Origin of the sequence: Paraburkholderia phymatum (genome assembly GCF_040965635.1) — a bacterium.
GTDB classification, from domain to species: domain Bacteria; phylum Pseudomonadota; class Gammaproteobacteria; order Burkholderiales; family Burkholderiaceae; genus Paraburkholderia; species Paraburkholderia phymatum_B.
In genome coordinates this window covers 26,618-42,256 of record NZ_JBFRCH010000038.1, presented here as the reverse complement: position 1 = coordinate 42,256, position 15,639 = coordinate 26,618, and the positions used below count along the sequence as shown (strand labels likewise).

12 protein-coding genes are annotated in these 15,639 nt (G+C 61.7%); 10 read left to right on the top strand and 2 right to left on the bottom strand.

What is annotated here, in order from left to right; translation table 11 throughout:
• Positions 1-50: 50 nt before the first annotated feature.
• The 10 genes from AB4Y32_RS34515 to AB4Y32_RS34470 all read left to right on the top strand — a co-directional run bounded on the left by AB4Y32_RS34515 (position 51) and on the right by AB4Y32_RS34470 (position 12,548).
• On the top strand, positions 51-608 hold the full coding sequence (locus tag AB4Y32_RS34515) for a fimbrial protein (protein WP_368725601.1): 558 nt from the start codon (positions 51-53) through the stop codon (positions 606-608).
• 159 nt (positions 609-767) lie between these two features.
• Positions 768-1,472 carry a molecular chaperone gene (locus AB4Y32_RS34510; RefSeq protein WP_368725600.1) on the top strand — a complete coding sequence of 235 codons (705 nt, stop codon included), beginning with the start codon at positions 768-770 and terminating at the stop codon, positions 1,470-1,472.
• A gap of 101 nt (positions 1,473-1,573) precedes the next feature.
• Positions 1,574-4,678: a fimbria/pilus outer membrane usher protein gene (locus AB4Y32_RS34505; RefSeq protein WP_368725599.1), complete on the top strand. Its 3,105-nt coding sequence runs from the start codon at positions 1,574-1,576 to the stop codon at positions 4,676-4,678.
• Between the two features lie 175 nt (positions 4,679-4,853).
• Positions 4,854-5,039: a hypothetical protein gene (locus AB4Y32_RS34500; protein ID WP_368725598.1), complete on the top strand. Its 186-nt coding sequence runs from the start codon at positions 4,854-4,856 to the stop codon at positions 5,037-5,039.
• Between the two features lie 86 nt (positions 5,040-5,125).
• Positions 5,126-6,094, top strand: coding sequence for a fimbrial protein (locus AB4Y32_RS34495; RefSeq protein WP_368725597.1), 969 nt, complete (start codon positions 5,126-5,128; stop codon positions 6,092-6,094).
• 529 nt (positions 6,095-6,623) lie between these two features.
• Positions 6,624-7,481 (top strand): hypothetical protein, encoded by an 858-nt coding sequence (locus tag AB4Y32_RS34490; RefSeq protein WP_368725596.1) that lies wholly within the window; start codon positions 6,624-6,626, stop codon positions 7,479-7,481.
• A 54-nt stretch (positions 7,482-7,535) separates the two neighbouring features.
• The gene (locus AB4Y32_RS34485; protein ID WP_368725595.1) at positions 7,536-8,738 is read left to right on the top strand and encodes an HlyD family secretion protein; all 1,203 of its coding nucleotides are present in this window, start codon (positions 7,536-7,538) and stop codon (positions 8,736-8,738) included.
• 4 nt (positions 8,739-8,742) lie between these two features.
• Complete coding sequence (locus AB4Y32_RS34480) at positions 8,743-10,860, top strand: peptidase domain-containing ABC transporter (protein ID WP_368725594.1); 2,118 nt, start codon at positions 8,743-8,745, stop codon at positions 10,858-10,860.
• Positions 10,853-12,160 (top strand): TolC family outer membrane protein, encoded by a 1,308-nt coding sequence (locus AB4Y32_RS34475; protein WP_368725593.1) that lies wholly within the window; start codon positions 10,853-10,855, stop codon positions 12,158-12,160. Before AB4Y32_RS34480 ends, AB4Y32_RS34475 begins: the two co-directional genes overlap by 8 nt.
• Positions 12,161-12,311: 151 nt before the next feature.
• The gene (locus AB4Y32_RS34470; protein WP_368725592.1) at positions 12,312-12,548 is read left to right on the top strand and encodes a hypothetical protein; all 237 of its coding nucleotides are present in this window, start codon (positions 12,312-12,314) and stop codon (positions 12,546-12,548) included.
• A 62-nt stretch (positions 12,549-12,610) separates the two neighbouring features.
• Here the strand turns inward: AB4Y32_RS34470 and AB4Y32_RS34465 are convergent, their stop codons facing one another.
• Both AB4Y32_RS34465 and AB4Y32_RS34460 read right to left on the bottom strand, forming a co-directional pair.
• Complete coding sequence (locus AB4Y32_RS34465; protein ID WP_368725591.1) at positions 12,611-13,543, bottom strand: dihydrodipicolinate synthase family protein; 933 nt, start codon at positions 13,541-13,543, stop codon at positions 12,611-12,613.
• Between the two features lie 13 nt (positions 13,544-13,556).
• Positions 13,557-15,269 carry an IlvD/Edd family dehydratase gene (locus AB4Y32_RS34460; RefSeq protein WP_368725590.1) on the bottom strand — a complete coding sequence of 571 codons (1,713 nt, stop codon included), beginning with the start codon at positions 15,267-15,269 and terminating at the stop codon, positions 13,557-13,559.
• Between the last annotated feature and the right edge of the window lie 370 nt (positions 15,270-15,639).

Sequence of the window (15,639 nt, the reverse complement as noted above, 5' to 3'; positions counted from 1 at the left end):
GATGCCGTCAAACAGTTTGCTGCTTCCCGATTCTATTTGTGAGAAAAAACATGAAAGTAAAAAAGTCAGGATTGCTGATCGCGCTGATTGTGGCTGCGGGTGCTGCGTTGCCGACGGCTTCGTTTGCGTCGGATGGAACGATTACGATCAGCGGCAACATCGTGCCGCAAACCTGTGTGCCCAGTGGCAATGGTCAAGGCAAAGACTTCACCGTGACGCTGCCGACGGTGCAGGTGAGTGCACTGGCTACCGATGGTGCTACGGCGGGCCGTACGCCATTCAACATCGCGCTGACGGGGTGCACGCCGAATATCGCTGGTGCAAGCAATGCGGGCGTGTATTTTGAACCGGGCGCGACGGTCGATACAACGACGGGGCAGCTGATCAACGCAACGGGCACGGCGACGAAAGTCGAAGTGGGTCTGCTGAACGACGACTACAGCAAGATCAATCTGGGTCAGGGCGCTACCTCGCAGAACGTGAAGATGGTTTCGATCTCTTCCGGCAGCGCAACTCTGAACTACTACGCACAGTACGTGGCAAAGGGCGGCGCGGCGGGTGCCGGCACGGTTCAGACGACCTCACTGTACACGATCATCTATCAGTAAGCGATCGACGTTGCATGTTGAGGCGCGTGACCATGCAGCCACCGCTCACGCAAGGGTGGCTGCGACGAATTTTACTGCGAACTATGGTTCGCGAAGTCAAGCGAGCGAAGTGAAATGGCAGTGCGGAACAAACTGATAACGACTCTGACGGCGGTTGCATTGGCGATCGCCGCGGCTTGCGCCAATGCCGGTGTCGTCATCAACGGAACGCGCGTGATCTACCCGTCGGACGAGCGGGAAGTCACGGTCAAGCTCACCAACGAAGGCAGCCTTCCCGCGCTCGTGCAGGCGTGGCTGGACGACGGCGACCCCCGGACATTGCCTCAGGACACCACGGTGCCGTTCACGCTCGCACCGCCGCTCTTTCGTCTCGATTCGAAGAAAGGGCAGACGATGCGTGTCGTCTACACGCAGGAGCCACTCGCGCAAGACAAGGAAACACTCTTCTGGCTCAACGTGCTCGAAGTGCCTCCGAGTAGCGCGAATACAGAAAAGAACATGCTGCAACTTGCGTTTCGCTCTCGCATCAAGTTTTTCTTCCGTCCAGCAGGATTGCCAGGTAATGCCCGTGAAGCACCCGCGCAGGTGACATGGAAGTTCGTGTCCGGTCACAACGGCGGATACGCATTGCAGGCGACGAACCCGACGCCGTATCACGTGACGTTCACGAACATGACGGCGACAGTCGGCTCGTCGAAATGGATGAATCAGACGGGGGGCATGGTCAATCCAGGGGCGACTGCCGAGTTCGATGTCGGCAACACGCCGCCGCTTGGCGCCGTGCCGACTGAAGTGGACTACGGCTTTATCGACGACTACGGCGCGGGCGTGAGCGGGAAGTACCGCTCGCATGCGGAACACTGAATTCCATTGCACGTCACTGAGACTTGACGCGTCTGCCATCCGGCTCCGCGTTGGGTGTCTGCGCGCAGCGCAACCGTACCACACGAACTGCGATCCTTGATATGCGCTTCATCGAAAAGACTGGTTTTGCCTGCGATCTGAATCGCCCCGCGCTCAGGCGTAGTCACGCATTGGTGCTCGGCGCACTTGCGGCCTGGGTTCCCGTGGCGGGCTACGCGCAAACGATGACAGTCGCGGACGTTCACTTCAACGATCAGTTGCTGATGAAGCCGCGTGGGCAAAGCCTCGATATTTCCCGCTTCGAGCGTGGCAATCCTGTACCGGCCGGCGATTTTCCCGTCGACGTCTATGTGAATGGCAACTGGGCAGGAAAGAGCACGGTGCGCTTCGTTGCGCGGGACGGTCGCGACAGTGCGGAGCCCTGTTTCGACAAGTCGTTGCTGACGCATTTCGGCCTGAACATCGAAGCGCTTCCCGACCCCGCGCGAGCGGAAGTCGCAAAGGCCGTGGCAGGGCAATGCGCGAACCTGTCGGGTATTTCGGATAGCGCGTCATATCAGTTCGACATGTCCGATTTGCGCCTCGACGTGAGCCTTCCTCAGGCAATCGTGCTACGCAATCCGCAAGGGTACGTCAGCCCCGAGCTATGGGATGAGGGCGTCACGTCCGCGACGCTCGGCTATAACGCCAACACATTCCACTATTCGGGGCGTGGTTTCTCAGGTACGCAGTCCTTTCTTGGCCTGACGGCGGGCATCAATATCGGCAGCTGGCATCTGCGCCAGCAGTCTTCGATCCAGCAGGCCACTCGGCAAGGCACGTCGTATCAGAACATCGCGACTTATCTTCAACACGACATTCCGTCGTGGAAAAGCCAGCTGATTCTTGGCGATTCCTATACGGATGGCGCAGTGTTCGACAGCATCGGTGTCGAAGGCGTGCAACTCATCACCGACGATCGCATGCTGCCCGATTCCTTGCGCGGTTATGCGCCCGTCATTCGAGGTATCGCGACCTCGAACGCGCGCGTGAGCGTGACGCAGAACGGCAATCGTCTGTATGAAACGGTCGTCGCGCCGGGCCCATTCGAAATCAACGACCTGTACGCTACCGGGTACGGCGGCAACCTGGTCGTGACCGTGACGGAGGCGGATGGAAGCCAGCATAGCTTCACGGTGCCGTACGCATCGGTGACGCAACTGCTGAGGCCGGGCGCGACGCGTTACAACGTGGTCGCTGGCGTGATACGCGACGCCGAGGTGTCCCGTCACAAGGCGCTCGTGCAAGGCACGATTCAGCGCGGCTTCAGCAATCTGGTCACAGGCTACGCGGGCACGATCCTCGCGGACGGGTACATCGCCGCGCTGGTTGGCGCGGCCCTCAATACGCCGATTGGGGCGCTGTCGGCCGACTTCACAGAAGCGCAGTCGGATATTCCGCGCACGCAGGGCACGACGGGCCAGAGCTTCCGCATCGGGTTCAGCAAGTTTATGCCGCAGACGAACACGAACGTCGCTGTTGCAGCGTATCGCTATTCGTCGAGCGGCTTCTGGACGCTGCGCGATGCAATGGTCGCACGTAGCTGGGTGGACCAGGGCCAGGATCCCAATCGCGTCGACCATCAGCGCAACCAGCTTCAGATCACGCTGAATCAAAGCCTCGGCGACAAGTACGGCAACCTGTATGCCGTCGGTTCGACGTCGGACTACTGGAACCGTCGTGGCACGCTGACGCAGTTCCAGGTCGGCTACAACAACTTCTTGCGTGTGCTCGACACGAACGTCAGCTACAACCTGTCGTTGTCGCGGCAGACCAATGGCGTGTATGGGCAGGTGAGCAATCAGGTGTATGCGAGCCTGTCCGTGCCACTCGGCAAATCGCAGCACGCTCCGTCGCTCACGACGGCTGTCATGCGCGACAGCAATTCCGGCTGGTCGGAGCAGGCGATGCTCGCGGGTGCGGCGGGCACCGACAACCAGTTCACGTACGGCGTGTTCGGCTCGCATTCGGACAACTCGACAACGGGCGGCGGCAATGCGCAGTACCGCGCACCGTTCGCGACCTTCTCCGGCAGCGCCAGCGGCGGATCGGGCTACTCGCAGGTGTCGGCGGGCATCCAGGGGGCGGTTGTCGCGCATCCGGGCGGTCTCACGCTCGCGAACTATCTGGGGGACACAATTGCTGTCGTGGAAGCGAAGGATGCGGCGGGCGCGCGCGTCACGAATGCATCGGGCGTGCGCATTGACAGCCGTGGCTATGCGGTCGTGCCGTACCTGTCGCCGTATGCCCTCAACACAGTCGAGATCGATCCGAAGGGCATCCCGCTCGATGTCGAACTGAAGGCTACGAGCCAGCAGATTGCGCCGCGGGCGAACTCGGTCGTGATGGTGCGCTTCCCGACTTCGAAGGGGCGGTCGGCCATCATTTCAACGCGTCTGCCCAATGGTGCGCAGTTGCCGTTCGGCGCGACGGTCACGGACGACAAAGGCACTGAGGTTGGTGCAATTGGTCAGAACAGCCAGCTATTCGTGAGCGGCGTCGCGGACGAAGGCACGCTCGTCGCGAAGTGGGGCAGCGAGGCGGACCAGACATGCGAGATCACGTACCGCTTGCCGCCGAGGTCTGAGGACAGGGGCGCATATGCACACGTAACGGGTGTGTGCGGCGATGTCATTGCATCCGATGGCGTGTCGAAGCAGGCGGGCGCGTTGAAGCCCGTTACCGCCGAAAGCAAGCCCGTCGCAGCGACGGACGGTACGCAGTCCACCGGACATGCGCTTGCCGCCACTACGGCGCCCAGCGCGCAGGAAGCTGCGCGCCACACGGTGCCGGCGACACCCGTTCAGCCTGTGGCAGCGGCAAGCGCGATCAGGCCCGTGCCCACCTTCCCGGCGCTCTCGCCAGCGGCTAACGCGCCGCTGCGCGTATCGCCAGAGGTCGTCAAGCGCACGTCGGCATGGGACGACTGGCAGCCGAAGCCGGCCGCGTCCGCGGGCGAAAGCCAGCCAGCCGGCGCGGCGCCTGTTGTCAGCACGGGCCACGCGGCGCCTGTCATCGAAGAAACGGTCGCGTCCAATGTCGCGACGACGGATCAGACAGACGGCGCCGGGCGGTTGATGCAGTTGATGAGCGCAGTGCCTGTGACGACCAGGGCACGCGTGTCGACTTTATCGGTCGTCTCGATGGACAGTGGAACTGGGCAATGACGCAGCATCGTGCAGGCGTTGAAATGCTTGCGAGGCATGCATCGCACAGGCGGATGAAATCAGAGAGGTAAATGAAATGCACGGATATCTGTATCGGGTGGCGCGAACTACGTCGACGGCTGCCGCTTTCGCAGCGACGATAACTTTCACGAGCAGCGCGCTGGCGAGCGGGCCTATGGTTGGGCCGTTCACGCAGCAGTTCATGATGCGCGGCGTGAGTCCGCGCGGTCCCATCGTCACTCAGCCGGCGATCACGGCCGCACCTGTCGGCGCTTCGGCGGCGATTGCGAATCAGCGTGCCAATGCGGCCGCTCAGTCGGCTAGACAGTCAGGTGGTGGACGGGGCGGGAGGGCGCTGTAATGCGCGCGCTTTTCTCATGCCTAATCGCGAGCTTTGCACACGGCGAGCGGAAGGCAAGATGGCTCGGACTTCTGTCGTGCGTTTTGATGTGGGCTTTGCTGCCAACTGGCGCAAGCGCGGCGACGTGCACGGCGCATCCTCAAGCCCAGTTCACGATGAGCGTCCCTTCTTCGATCGTTGTGCCACGAGATTTGCCCGTCAATGCCCCCATACCCGGCGCATCATTTGCGTATACGGTGCAGGTCGATGGAACATATGGAGTCACATGCACGTTTACCGGTTCCGAAAACGTTCCCGCCATTTTAACGAACTATCAAGGCGGCCCCTCCTCGGGCAACGTAACGCCGATTGGCACTACGGGAATCGGCTACACACTGGTGTCGAACCTTGGCAGCACCTATGTGACGGGCACAAGGAATCTGAATGCAGCCTTCTTCGCGCCAGGCGGAACATGCCTCTCGTCACCTTGCTACGTGACCTTGGGGCCCACCGTGACGATGCAACTCGTCAAATTGCAGCAGACACTCAACAACCCCTTGTTGCCGGGCGGCAAGTATATGGATGTCACGATTGGCGGATTGTTGTCTTCGACGGTATCGATCTCGAATCCTATCCAGATCACGAGCCAGACCTGTTCCGTTACGACGCCGTCGATCAACGTCGATCTCGGAACAGTACCCGGCAAGCAGTTCACGACGGTGGGATCGGGGTCGACGCCGGTGTCCTTCAACATCGGGGTCGATTGCACCGGACTGACGACAAATCTAGGTATTACGTTCACGGACGCGGCTAACCCGTCGAACCGGACGAACACGTTGCCGCTGAGCTCGACGTCTACGGCCAGCGGTGTCGGCATCCAGATCTTACGCAATGGGACGGCTGTTTCATACGGCCCCGACTCGAGCATTGCCGGCACGACCAGTCAGATCATGATTGGTCAGGTGAATGGCACCGCAACTACGATTCCGCTGACCGCGCGCTATGTGCAGACAACGTCAACCATCCGCGGAGGTACGGCAAATGGAACGGCCACGTTCACGATGTCCTATCAATGACAACGGAATATCGAAAGATTCAGGGATTGACAGAGATAGCAATATCGCTGTTGGTGTTGGCAGTAGAAGTAGTTGTATTTTTTATAACTTATTTAGTAGGTAACAGAAATGCAAAAAGTCGAACGCAACGCATTGGAACAATCGAAAGTCGCAGGCGGTTGCTGCAAGTGCTGCTGCAAGCCGAAGACGCCGACGCCGCCGCCGGCGGGTGGCAACGACGGTGGCCACGGTCTGTAATCGCCGATCGAGTGCATCCTGGTCATTATTGACCGCATAGCGCTGAAATAGCCCTACGCCCCGAGCGTGGGGCTTTTGCGCTTGCTTGCCGGCATGTCGTGCTCAGCCGTGCGTCGATCCGTCCAATAGCTCGTCGTTCATTGAACGGCTGTTATCCGATCCAGATTCCTGAAGCCCTCACTGTATGACGTCGTGGAAGTCTCCGCTCGAATGGCCTGGCGCTGTTCGGCACCGCCTGGATTGCGCTTTCAAAAGCATCGGCCGTTGCGTCGTTCGCGCGCTGATGTCGCGCATGCCGCTCCGTGCGATAGAGCCGATCGCCGGTGCGATCGTGCTGTTTCAGCGCCTGTACAGTCCCAACGTCCGCTGGAGCGGGATCGAGCGCCGCGAGTTCGCGCTCGATGTGATGAACAAGTGCGGCCTGAGCAGCCGTCGCCTGCTCGCAGCCCGCGCCCACGAAAAGCTGATCGACCAGCGCCTTCACTTCGGCCGCCAGCGCCATTTCGCGGAAGCATGGCCCGACCTTCAACGCATCGCCAGCACGCTTGCACAGAATATCGCGCGCCTGAAGCGCGAAGCGCCCGGCCGTCCCATCGTCGTTTCGCCTTTTCATTTCGTATCGCAGTACGCCAACATCTACGTGATCGACGATTTGCGCGCGAAGCTCGGCCTTTCGCGCATCGGTGTCGTGTCCGGCGTGCCGCGCGATCTCTACGGCAGCGACGACGCGATGATTCCCAACGTCGACGTGCTGTACACCTACAGTCAGGACAATCGCAGCGGCCTCGGCCTGCAGGTCGCGCGCTCGCTCAGGCGCAATGGCGTCGTCGTGATCTTTGCCGACGTGCCGCCGTACACCTTGCATCGCTATCCGATGGAGACCGTTGGCGTGTCGATTTTCGGCCGCGCGGCGCGCATTCACAACGGCGTGTTCCGCATGGGAGCGCCGCTCGACGCGATCCTGCTGCCGTTCTATCTGCGCTTCGAGCACGGCAGGTTCGACGGAACAGTTCTCGAGCCAATACGGCTCGCCGATCCCGACGCGCCGCAACGTGTCGCGCGCGAAATCGAGCAGGCTCTCATGACCAACTTCGAGCGCTCGCTCGTCGCGGGTCATCCTTCCCTGTACGCGTTTGCGCCCGCGAAATAGCGCTTAATAGGCCTTAAAGAGTCGATGCGGGCTGTAGCAGTCGCGCAGAACATCATGGAACCAACCAGTCTTCCTCAATTCAAGGATGTGCCGTGGCGATGGATCGCCTATTGCACGTCAGGCATCGTTGTCGCGGCCGTCACATTCGGATTTGTGCATCAGGTCGAACTCAAGCAGGACGTCCAGTGCGAAATCGTCTCGCCATCCGACGTGAAGGTGCAGGGCTTGAACGGGTTCGTTTCGTCTGTCTATGTACGTCCCGGCGAGCGCGTGATCGCGGGCATGCCGCTTTTCAGCGTGCTACGCGACCTGTCGCTTGCGAGCGATGGGCGCCAGCGGCCCATGTTCGACGAACAGATGCGTGATGAACAGATCCGCACCGCCGATCAGCAGTACGAGCAACGCAAGGCGCAGTTGGGCGCGCAGCTCGACGCGGCAAATGCGACGGCGGAAAGCCGCCGCGCCGAGGCGGCCTCGCTCGACGAACAGGTCACGCAAAACCGGCAACTCGTCGCCGAGGCGCAGCGCAAGCTGGGCCGGCTGCAATCGGTGTCCGACTACGTGAGCGCCGACCGCATCGAGCAGGCGAGCGCCGACATGCACCAGGCGAAGGTCTCGGTCGCGCAAGGCGTCGCGCGGCGCGAGCAACTGAACGGCGAAATTGCGGCGCTGCGCAGCACGCAAAGCGATCTGGCAGCACAGCTGAAGGAGAACGATGCCAGACACGCTCGCGATGTTCAGGACATCAAGATGCACTTCGAGCAGTCGCGCCAGAATTCCACGATTTCCGCGCCGAAGTCGGGCATCGTCACGTTTTCCGCGCTCGTGCCGGGCCGCACGCTGGACCCCGCCGATGTTGCGCTCGTCATTTCCACCGACGACAAAGGCGCGCTACGCGCTGCGCTGCGCATCCCGTCGCGCCGTCGCGGCTTTGTGCAGACGGGACAAACAGTGCGTCTCAAGTTCGACGCGTTTCCCTACGTCAAGTTCGGCACCTACGAAGCGCGCATCGACGCGATCTCGCAGACCACGGTCCAGTCGCCGATGTCGCCGACGCCCTCGACGGCAACGGGGGCGAAGGACAACGGCGACGGCGATTTCATGGCATGGGCGACCTTGCGCGGCAAGACGTTCGACTACGGCAAGCAGCACTTCGACATCCTGCCCGGCATGCGCGCGACGGCAAGTATCGTCGTCGAACGCAGAACAATTGCGGAGTGGGTACTTGAGCCGTTGTTTCGCATGATCAGAGGTTGAAGGAATGCGCACGATCTATCAAAACGAAGTCGCGGAATGCGGCTACGCGTGTCTTGCGATGGTGCTCACGCATCTCGGCCGCGCGACCGAAGTGCGCGAACTGTCCGCATATCGGCCCATTTCCGCGAACGGCCTCTCGCTGATGGACCTCTATGACATGGCCACGGAGTTTGGACTGGCGGTACAGGCCTATCGCTTCGGACTCGAAGACGTGGCAACCATTAAACGCGGCTCGATCCTTCACTTCGGCGGCGCGCATTTTGTGGTCTTCGAGAAGCGCGGAAGCGGCTATGTTCAGGTCATCGACCCGGCGACGGGACGTCGGCGCATTTCTATGGACACGTTCGCCGCTGCGGTGTCGGGCTTCCTGCTCGAATGCTCGCCGACACCCAGTATGCCGCGCGTGAAGATGAAATCCCAGGTTCCGAAAGCGCTGGCGCGCGTGCGTGCGCTCAATCCGGATCTGCGCAGGCATCTCGCGAAAGTGATGTTCGTCATGCTCGGAAGCCAGTTCGCGATTCTCGCTGCGCCGTACCTCGGCAGTCTGGTGCTCGACTACGTCGTCGTGGGCGACAACATCAATCTGTTGAACGTGCTAGTGCTGACGTTCACAGGCATTTTCGCGGTCGGCGCGTTGAGCCAGTACGTGGAAGCGCGGCTGATCGAACTGCTGCATCAGCGCACGCAGATCAACACGACGGAAGGGCTGCTGGGCAAGCTATTGCGCAATCCGATGTCGTGGTTCGAGAAGCGCCATGTCGGCGACGTCTTTGCGCGTCTCAAGGCACAGGACGAAATCAGCGTGCAGGCCGTCCGCACTTTCACGCATATGTGCGTGGACACGGTCGTCGGCGTGCTCGCGCTCGCGCTGATGCTGATCCAGAGCCTACGGTTGACGGCCGTCGCGCTGGCGATCTTCGTGATCTATCTGTCGATTGCGCTAGGCATGTTCGCCCGGATGCGTGATAACCACGCGCTCGTGCTCGAAACTTCCGCGCGCTGCGACGATGCGCTGATCGAGACGATACGCGCCGCGTCGCTGATCAAGCTCGCGCGAGGCGAGACTCGGCGCACGGCAATCTTCATGACGAAGTATCGCGAGTATGTAGCGGCGCTCTTGACCGACAACCGCTTGAGCAGCGCGCGCGATGCCATCCTCAAAGCGGTGCAGTACGCCGATACGCTCGCGATCACCGGGTTCTCCGCAAGGCTGATGCTGGGCGGCAAGGTATCGGTCGGCGTGTTCTATTCGTTTTTGATCTACAAATCGCTGATGTCCGAGCGCTTTGCGCGCACCGTCAACGGCGTGTTCTCGCATTTCATGCTTAGCGTGCCCGTCGCGCGCGTGGACGATATCGTCGAATGCGAAGAGGAGAATTACACGCCGCCTTCGGATACCAACCGTGCAATGGAAGTGCACACGTTCGAGCGCATCGACGTGCGCGGTGTGACATTCAGCTATGGCGTGTCCGACCAACCGGTGCTGAAGAACGCGAGTATCGACATCAGCGCGGGTGACAAGATTGCGATCGTAGGACCATCGGGCGCGGGCAAGTCGACGCTCTTCAAGCTGCTGTCTGCGGCAGTGCCGCTTCAGCATGGAGACATGTCGCTCAACGGCATCGCATGGCCGAACCTCACCGTCGATGAAATCCGCCGTCACACAGCGCACATGCGGCAGGGCGATCTGATCCTGCACGGCTCGATCGCGGATAACGTGGCGCTGTTCTCGGGGAACATCGACGAGGCACGCGTGCAATCGGTGCTCGAAGACGTGCGCCTGTGGAACGACGTGATGCGTCTGCCGATGCGCACTCGCACCGTCATCAGCGACACGATCGCCAACATCTCCGCGGGGCAGCGTCAACGCCTGTTGCTTGCCCGTGCGCTCTATCAGCAGCGCAGCCTGTTGCTGCTCGACGAGCCCACGTCGAACCTCGATCCTGCATCCGTCAAGCACATCGGCGCGCTGCTGCAGCGCCTCGATTGCACGGTCGTAGTGATTACGCACGACATGTCGCTTGCCGCGAGTTTCGGCACGCGCTACCGGCTCATCGACGGCGCGTTGATGCGCGAGCCGTCAAATCATGACCATATCGAAGTGGAACCGTTGCATGCGTAGTTTCAAACACTCAATCGGGACGGCGGCAGCACTCTGTTTGCTCAACGCGAGCGCAAGCGCTCAGGCCGCCGATCTCGTCACCGTCGTGCAGCAGGCGCTCGGGCGCGATGCCGACCTGGCGCAGGCGCGGGCCGCTCAGGTCGCCTCGAAAGAGGCGGTGCCGCAAGCGCGCGCAGCCCTTTTGCCGCAGATATCCGGGGGCTGGGGACGCACGTACAACAGCATCGCGACGCAAGGCTTCCCCCGCACGTCGTACTGGCAGAACGGCTGGACCGTGTCGCTCACGCAGCCGATCTTCGACTGGACCAAATGGGAGGCATACAGGCAGGCCGATTACGTCGAAGCGCTGGGCGCAGTCAACGTGGACTTCGCGCAGCAGACGGCGTTGCTGCGCGCCGTGCGCGCGTACTTCGACGAGCTCGCGGCGGAGGACGAAGTGAAGCGCGCGTCCGACTACGGCGCCGCCGTCGACGCGCAGATCCGGATTCTGCAGCGCAACCGCGCGGCCGGCGAGGCGACCGTCATCGACATGCGCGAAGCGCTGACTGCTCGCGAGCAGGTCACGTTGCAGCAGTCGGACGCGCAAAGCGCACTTGCCGCGAAGCGCCGCGCGCTGGAACAGGTGACGGGCGTGCGGTTCGCCGCGCTGTCTCGTTTGCCCGATACGCTTGCGCTGCCGCGTCTCGCGCCCGAGGACGCCGATGCGTGGGCGAATCAGGCAAAGGATCACGGCTATCCGGTGCAACAGAAGCAGCTCGAATGGCAGGTCACGAAATTCGATGTCGGCAAGGCAAAGGGCGAGCACTATCCGTCCGTCTTTCTGACGAGCAGCTATACGCCATCGGGCGCGGCATCCGGCTACGCACGACCGACGACGACGGCAACGGGCATGCTCGCCGTGTCGATACCGCTTTACGCGGGCGGGGCGACGCAATCGAAAGTCAGGCAAACCGAGGCGCTGCAGGACGAGGCGATGCAGGCGCTCGTCGGTGCGACGCGCACGGCCGACGCATCCGCTCGCGACAACTACGCGCGCTATCAGCAAGGCCGCGCACGCGTGGACATGCTAGTGCATCTGGTCGCGTCGTGCCGCGAAACGCTCGCGGCCACGCGGGTCGGCTACAAGGTCGGCACGCGCACGAGCACCGATGTACTGCGCGCCATCGATACGCTCTATTCGACGCAGCGCGATCTGCTTGCCGCGCGCTACGACGCCGTCGTCACGTTGTTGCAGTTGAAAGGCGATACGTCGACGTTGAGTCTCACGGATGTCGTCGAGATCAACACGTTGCTTCGTTGAGCGTTCAAATGTTCGTCAAGAACTGTCAAAAATGAAGGGCCGGGAAAAAAGCCGTCAACGCTTCGTCAGCCGAGACGTTTAGAGCGATGACCTATCAGGTCGGCGGCCCGTGAGCCGTTTAATCAACGCAAGGTTTTGAGGAATCAAGTCAATGAACAAGCACATCATCGCTGCCGCCCTGGCAGGTCTGTTCTCGGTCGCGGCATTCGCGCAGGCATCGGCTCCCGCCGTCACGGCATCGGCTCCCTCCGCCACGGAACAGGCACCGGCTGTTGCATCGGCGCCCGCCGCAAAGCACCACGCAAAGAAGCATCACGCAAAGAAGCACCACGCTCACAAGGCAGCGCCGAAGGCAGCCAGCGACGAAGCAGCATCGGCAACGCAGTAACGAGCGCGCCGCGCTGAGACTGAAGGGGGAAGCGCGCAAGCGTCTTCCCCTTTGCATTTGCGTCAGGCGCGCGTCTCGCGCCCATCCGCGAACGGACCGAGCCGGCTCGCAAACCGGCGCGCGCAATCGAGTCCGAAGGCGGTTGGACGCATGCCGCGATCATGAACGACGTCGAAACCCATGCGCCATGCGGCGATGCGTTTGCCGTAGCACGTCAACGCGTCGAGAGATTGCATCACGAATACGATTGACGACAGGATGCGTTCATACAGCGCTTCTGCCTTCGCGTGATCGCCTTCGGCAAAGGCTTCGTAAGTAGCGGCCTGCCAGTCGAATGTATCCGGCGCGACGATCAGTCCCGCGCAACCGGCGCGCAGATTGTCGATTAGCTCCTGTCCGCCGCGTCCATTGAAAACGGGCAGTGGACTACCTTGTTCCCGCAGGCGTTCGATCGTCGATTGAATGACCGTGGCAGGGCCTTCGCCCTTTAGCCACTGGAATTGCGGGCACTTCTCCGAAAGCTCGACGAGCGATTGCACCGACAATCCCACGCCCAGATACTCAGGTGCGTTCTGAATGCCCACGGGCACGTTCAGGCGCGCCATGACTTGCGAGAAGAAATCGAAGTAGAACGATTCGGGTTTGTCACGCATGGAAGGCGGCTGAAGGATCAGCGACCACGCACCGTGTTCCACTGCGTAATCCGCCAGCGCGAGTTGCGCATCGACGGTATCACCCGTGATCGTGACGGCCAGTGGAACGCGTTTATTGATGTGTTCGGTGGCCCATTCGATAAATCGTTGCTTCTCTTCGAGCGACAGACGGTTCACCTCCGTCGCAAGACCAAGAATCACGATACCGCTTGCGCCCGCTTCGATCGCGCGATCGATCTGCGTGTGAATGGCGCGTTTGTCGAGCGCATTGTCGGCGTCGAAGTACGCATAAAGCACGGGCCACATGCCGCGCGGCGAAAAAGAATCGAGGCGTGACGTCATGATCGATGCCATATCAATGCGATTCGCGCGGTACGGGCGCGCCGCTCGCGCCGACGAGGAAGTCGAGATCGGCGCCCTGATCGGCCTGCAACACGTGCTCGACGTACAGCCGGTAGTAGCCGCGCGCCGGCAGTTCTGGCGCTTGCCATGCGGCGCGGCGCCGTTCGAGTTCTTCATCGGATACATCGAGATGCAGGCGCCGCGCGTCGACATCGAGTTCGATCATGTCGCCCGTCTGCACCAGTGCGAGCGGACCGCCCGCCGCCGCTTCAGGTGACACGTGCAGCACGACTGCTCCGTAGGCCGTGCCGCTCATGCGGCCATCGGAGATGCGGACCATGTCGGTGATGCCTTTTTGCAGGACCTTTTTCGGCAACGGCATGTTGCCGACTTCCGCGAAGCCCGGGTAGCCTTTCGGCCCCGCGCCTTTGAGCACCATCACGCAGTGCTCGTCGATATCGAGCGCGTCGTCGTCGATCTTCGCGTGCAGTTCTTCGACGTTCTCGAATACCACGGCGCGCCCGCGATGCTTCAGCAACGAAGCCGTCGCTGCGGACGGCTTGATGACGGCGCCGTTCGGCGCGAGATTGCCCCTGAGCACGGCGATGCCCGCGTGCGGCTTGAACGGTTCGGCGAATGTCGTGATCACTTTCTGATCGTAGTTGGGCGCGTCGCAGACGTTGTCCCAGATCGTCTTGCCGTTGACCGTCAATGCATCGCGATGCAGAAGACCTTGCTCGCCCAGTTGACGCAACACCGCGGGCAAGCCGCCCGCGTAGTAGAAATCTTCCATCAGGTACTCGCCCGACGGCTGCAGATTCACGAGGCACGGCACGCTCGATCCGAGTTCCCAGTCTTCGAGCGTGAGGTCGACGCCGATGCGGTTCGCGAGCGCGATCAGATGCACGACGGCATTCGTCGATCCGCCGATGGCAGCGTTCGTGCGGATCGCGTTCTCGAAGGCCTCGCGCGTGAGGATCTTGTCCATCGTCACATCGTCGCGCACCATCTCGACGATGCGTCGTCCCGCGAGATGTGCGAGCACCTGGCGACGCGCATCGACGGCGGGAATCGCTGCATTGTGCGGCAGGCCCATGCCGAGCGATTCGACCATCGACGCCATCGTCGATGCCGTGCCCATCGTCATGCAGTGGCCGCGCGAGCGGTTCATGCAAGACTCCGCGTCGATGAATTCCTGCTGGCTCATCGTGCCCGCGCGCACTTCCTCGGACATCTGCCACACGCCCGTACCCGAGCCGAGCGTGCGTCCCCGAAAGCGGCCGTTGAGCATCGGCCCGCCCGACACCGCTAATGCGGGCAGATTGCACGACGCCGCGCCCATCAGCAGCGCAGGCGTGGTCTTGTCGCAACCGACCAGCAGGATCACGCCGTCGATCGGGTTGCCGCGTATCGACTCTTCGACATCCATCGAAGCCAGATTGCGAAACAGCATCGCCGTGGGCCGCAGATTCGATTCGCCGAGCGACATCACGGGGAATTCGAGCGGCAGGCCGCCCGCTTCGCGCACGCCACGTTTGACGTACTCGGCGAGCTCGCGAAAGTGCGCGTTGCAGGGCGTCAGTTCGGACCACGTATTGCAGATGCCGATCACAGGGCGGCCATCGAATTCGTCGTGAGGAATGCCCTGATTTTTCATCCACGAGCGGTGGATGAAGCCGTCCTTGTCACTGCCGCCGAACCAGTTCTGCGAGCGAAGTTTGCGCATGGTGTCTCCTGAGTCTGCTTCGTTTTGTCTGCTTCTTCGTTGTCCTGTCTCTTCAAGGTGAGCTTAGCCGATTCGCCGCGCGATGCACGTACACATGAGGCATGGGCTCATCGCCACCGGGCACAGCCTTGCATTGCAGCAGAGCGCGAGCAAGGACAAAACCGTATCGACATCGCAGCCGTCCTGTGGCAGGGCTCGGCCGTACAAGCCGCGCGACGCATCGCCCGAACCGCTGAATGGACGCGGACCTTTCCACAAGCGACATGCGCATCCGCTCATCACGCACTGCACCATCGTCACAAACCCTTGCTGGGCAAGCCTCACGGCCATCCCCTAACGGCCGTTCGCTTTTATCCGTGTCGTATTTCCG

Excerpts from the sequence above, each read along its gene's own strand:
- AB4Y32_RS34470 (WP_368725592.1), top strand. The coding sequence starts at position 12,312 with ATGAACAAGCACATCATCGCTGCCGCCCTGGCAGGTCTGTTCTCGGTC.
- AB4Y32_RS34495 (WP_368725597.1), top strand. The coding sequence starts at position 5,126 with ATGTGGGCTTTGCTGCCAACTGGCGCAAGCGCGGCGACGTGCACGGCG.
- AB4Y32_RS34480 (WP_368725594.1), top strand. The coding sequence starts at position 8,743 with ATGCGCACGATCTATCAAAACGAAGTCGCGGAATGCGGCTACGCGTGT.
- AB4Y32_RS34475 (WP_368725593.1), top strand. The coding sequence starts at position 10,853 with ATGCGTAGTTTCAAACACTCAATCGGGACGGCGGCAGCACTCTGTTTG.
- AB4Y32_RS34515 (WP_368725601.1), top strand. The coding sequence starts at position 51 with ATGAAAGTAAAAAAGTCAGGATTGCTGATCGCGCTGATTGTGGCTGCG.
- AB4Y32_RS34460 (WP_368725590.1), bottom strand. The coding sequence starts at position 15,269 with ATGCGCAAACTTCGCTCGCAGAACTGGTTCGGCGGCAGTGACAAGGAC.
- AB4Y32_RS34465 (WP_368725591.1), bottom strand. The coding sequence starts at position 13,543 with ATGACGTCACGCCTCGATTCTTTTTCGCCGCGCGGCATGTGGCCCGTG.
- AB4Y32_RS34500 (WP_368725598.1), top strand. The coding sequence starts at position 4,854 with ATGGTTGGGCCGTTCACGCAGCAGTTCATGATGCGCGGCGTGAGTCCG.
- AB4Y32_RS34485 (WP_368725595.1), top strand. The coding sequence starts at position 7,536 with ATGGAACCAACCAGTCTTCCTCAATTCAAGGATGTGCCGTGGCGATGG.
- AB4Y32_RS34505 (WP_368725599.1), top strand. The coding sequence starts at position 1,574 with ATGCGCTTCATCGAAAAGACTGGTTTTGCCTGCGATCTGAATCGCCCC.
- AB4Y32_RS34490 (WP_368725596.1), top strand. The coding sequence starts at position 6,624 with ATGCCGCTCCGTGCGATAGAGCCGATCGCCGGTGCGATCGTGCTGTTT.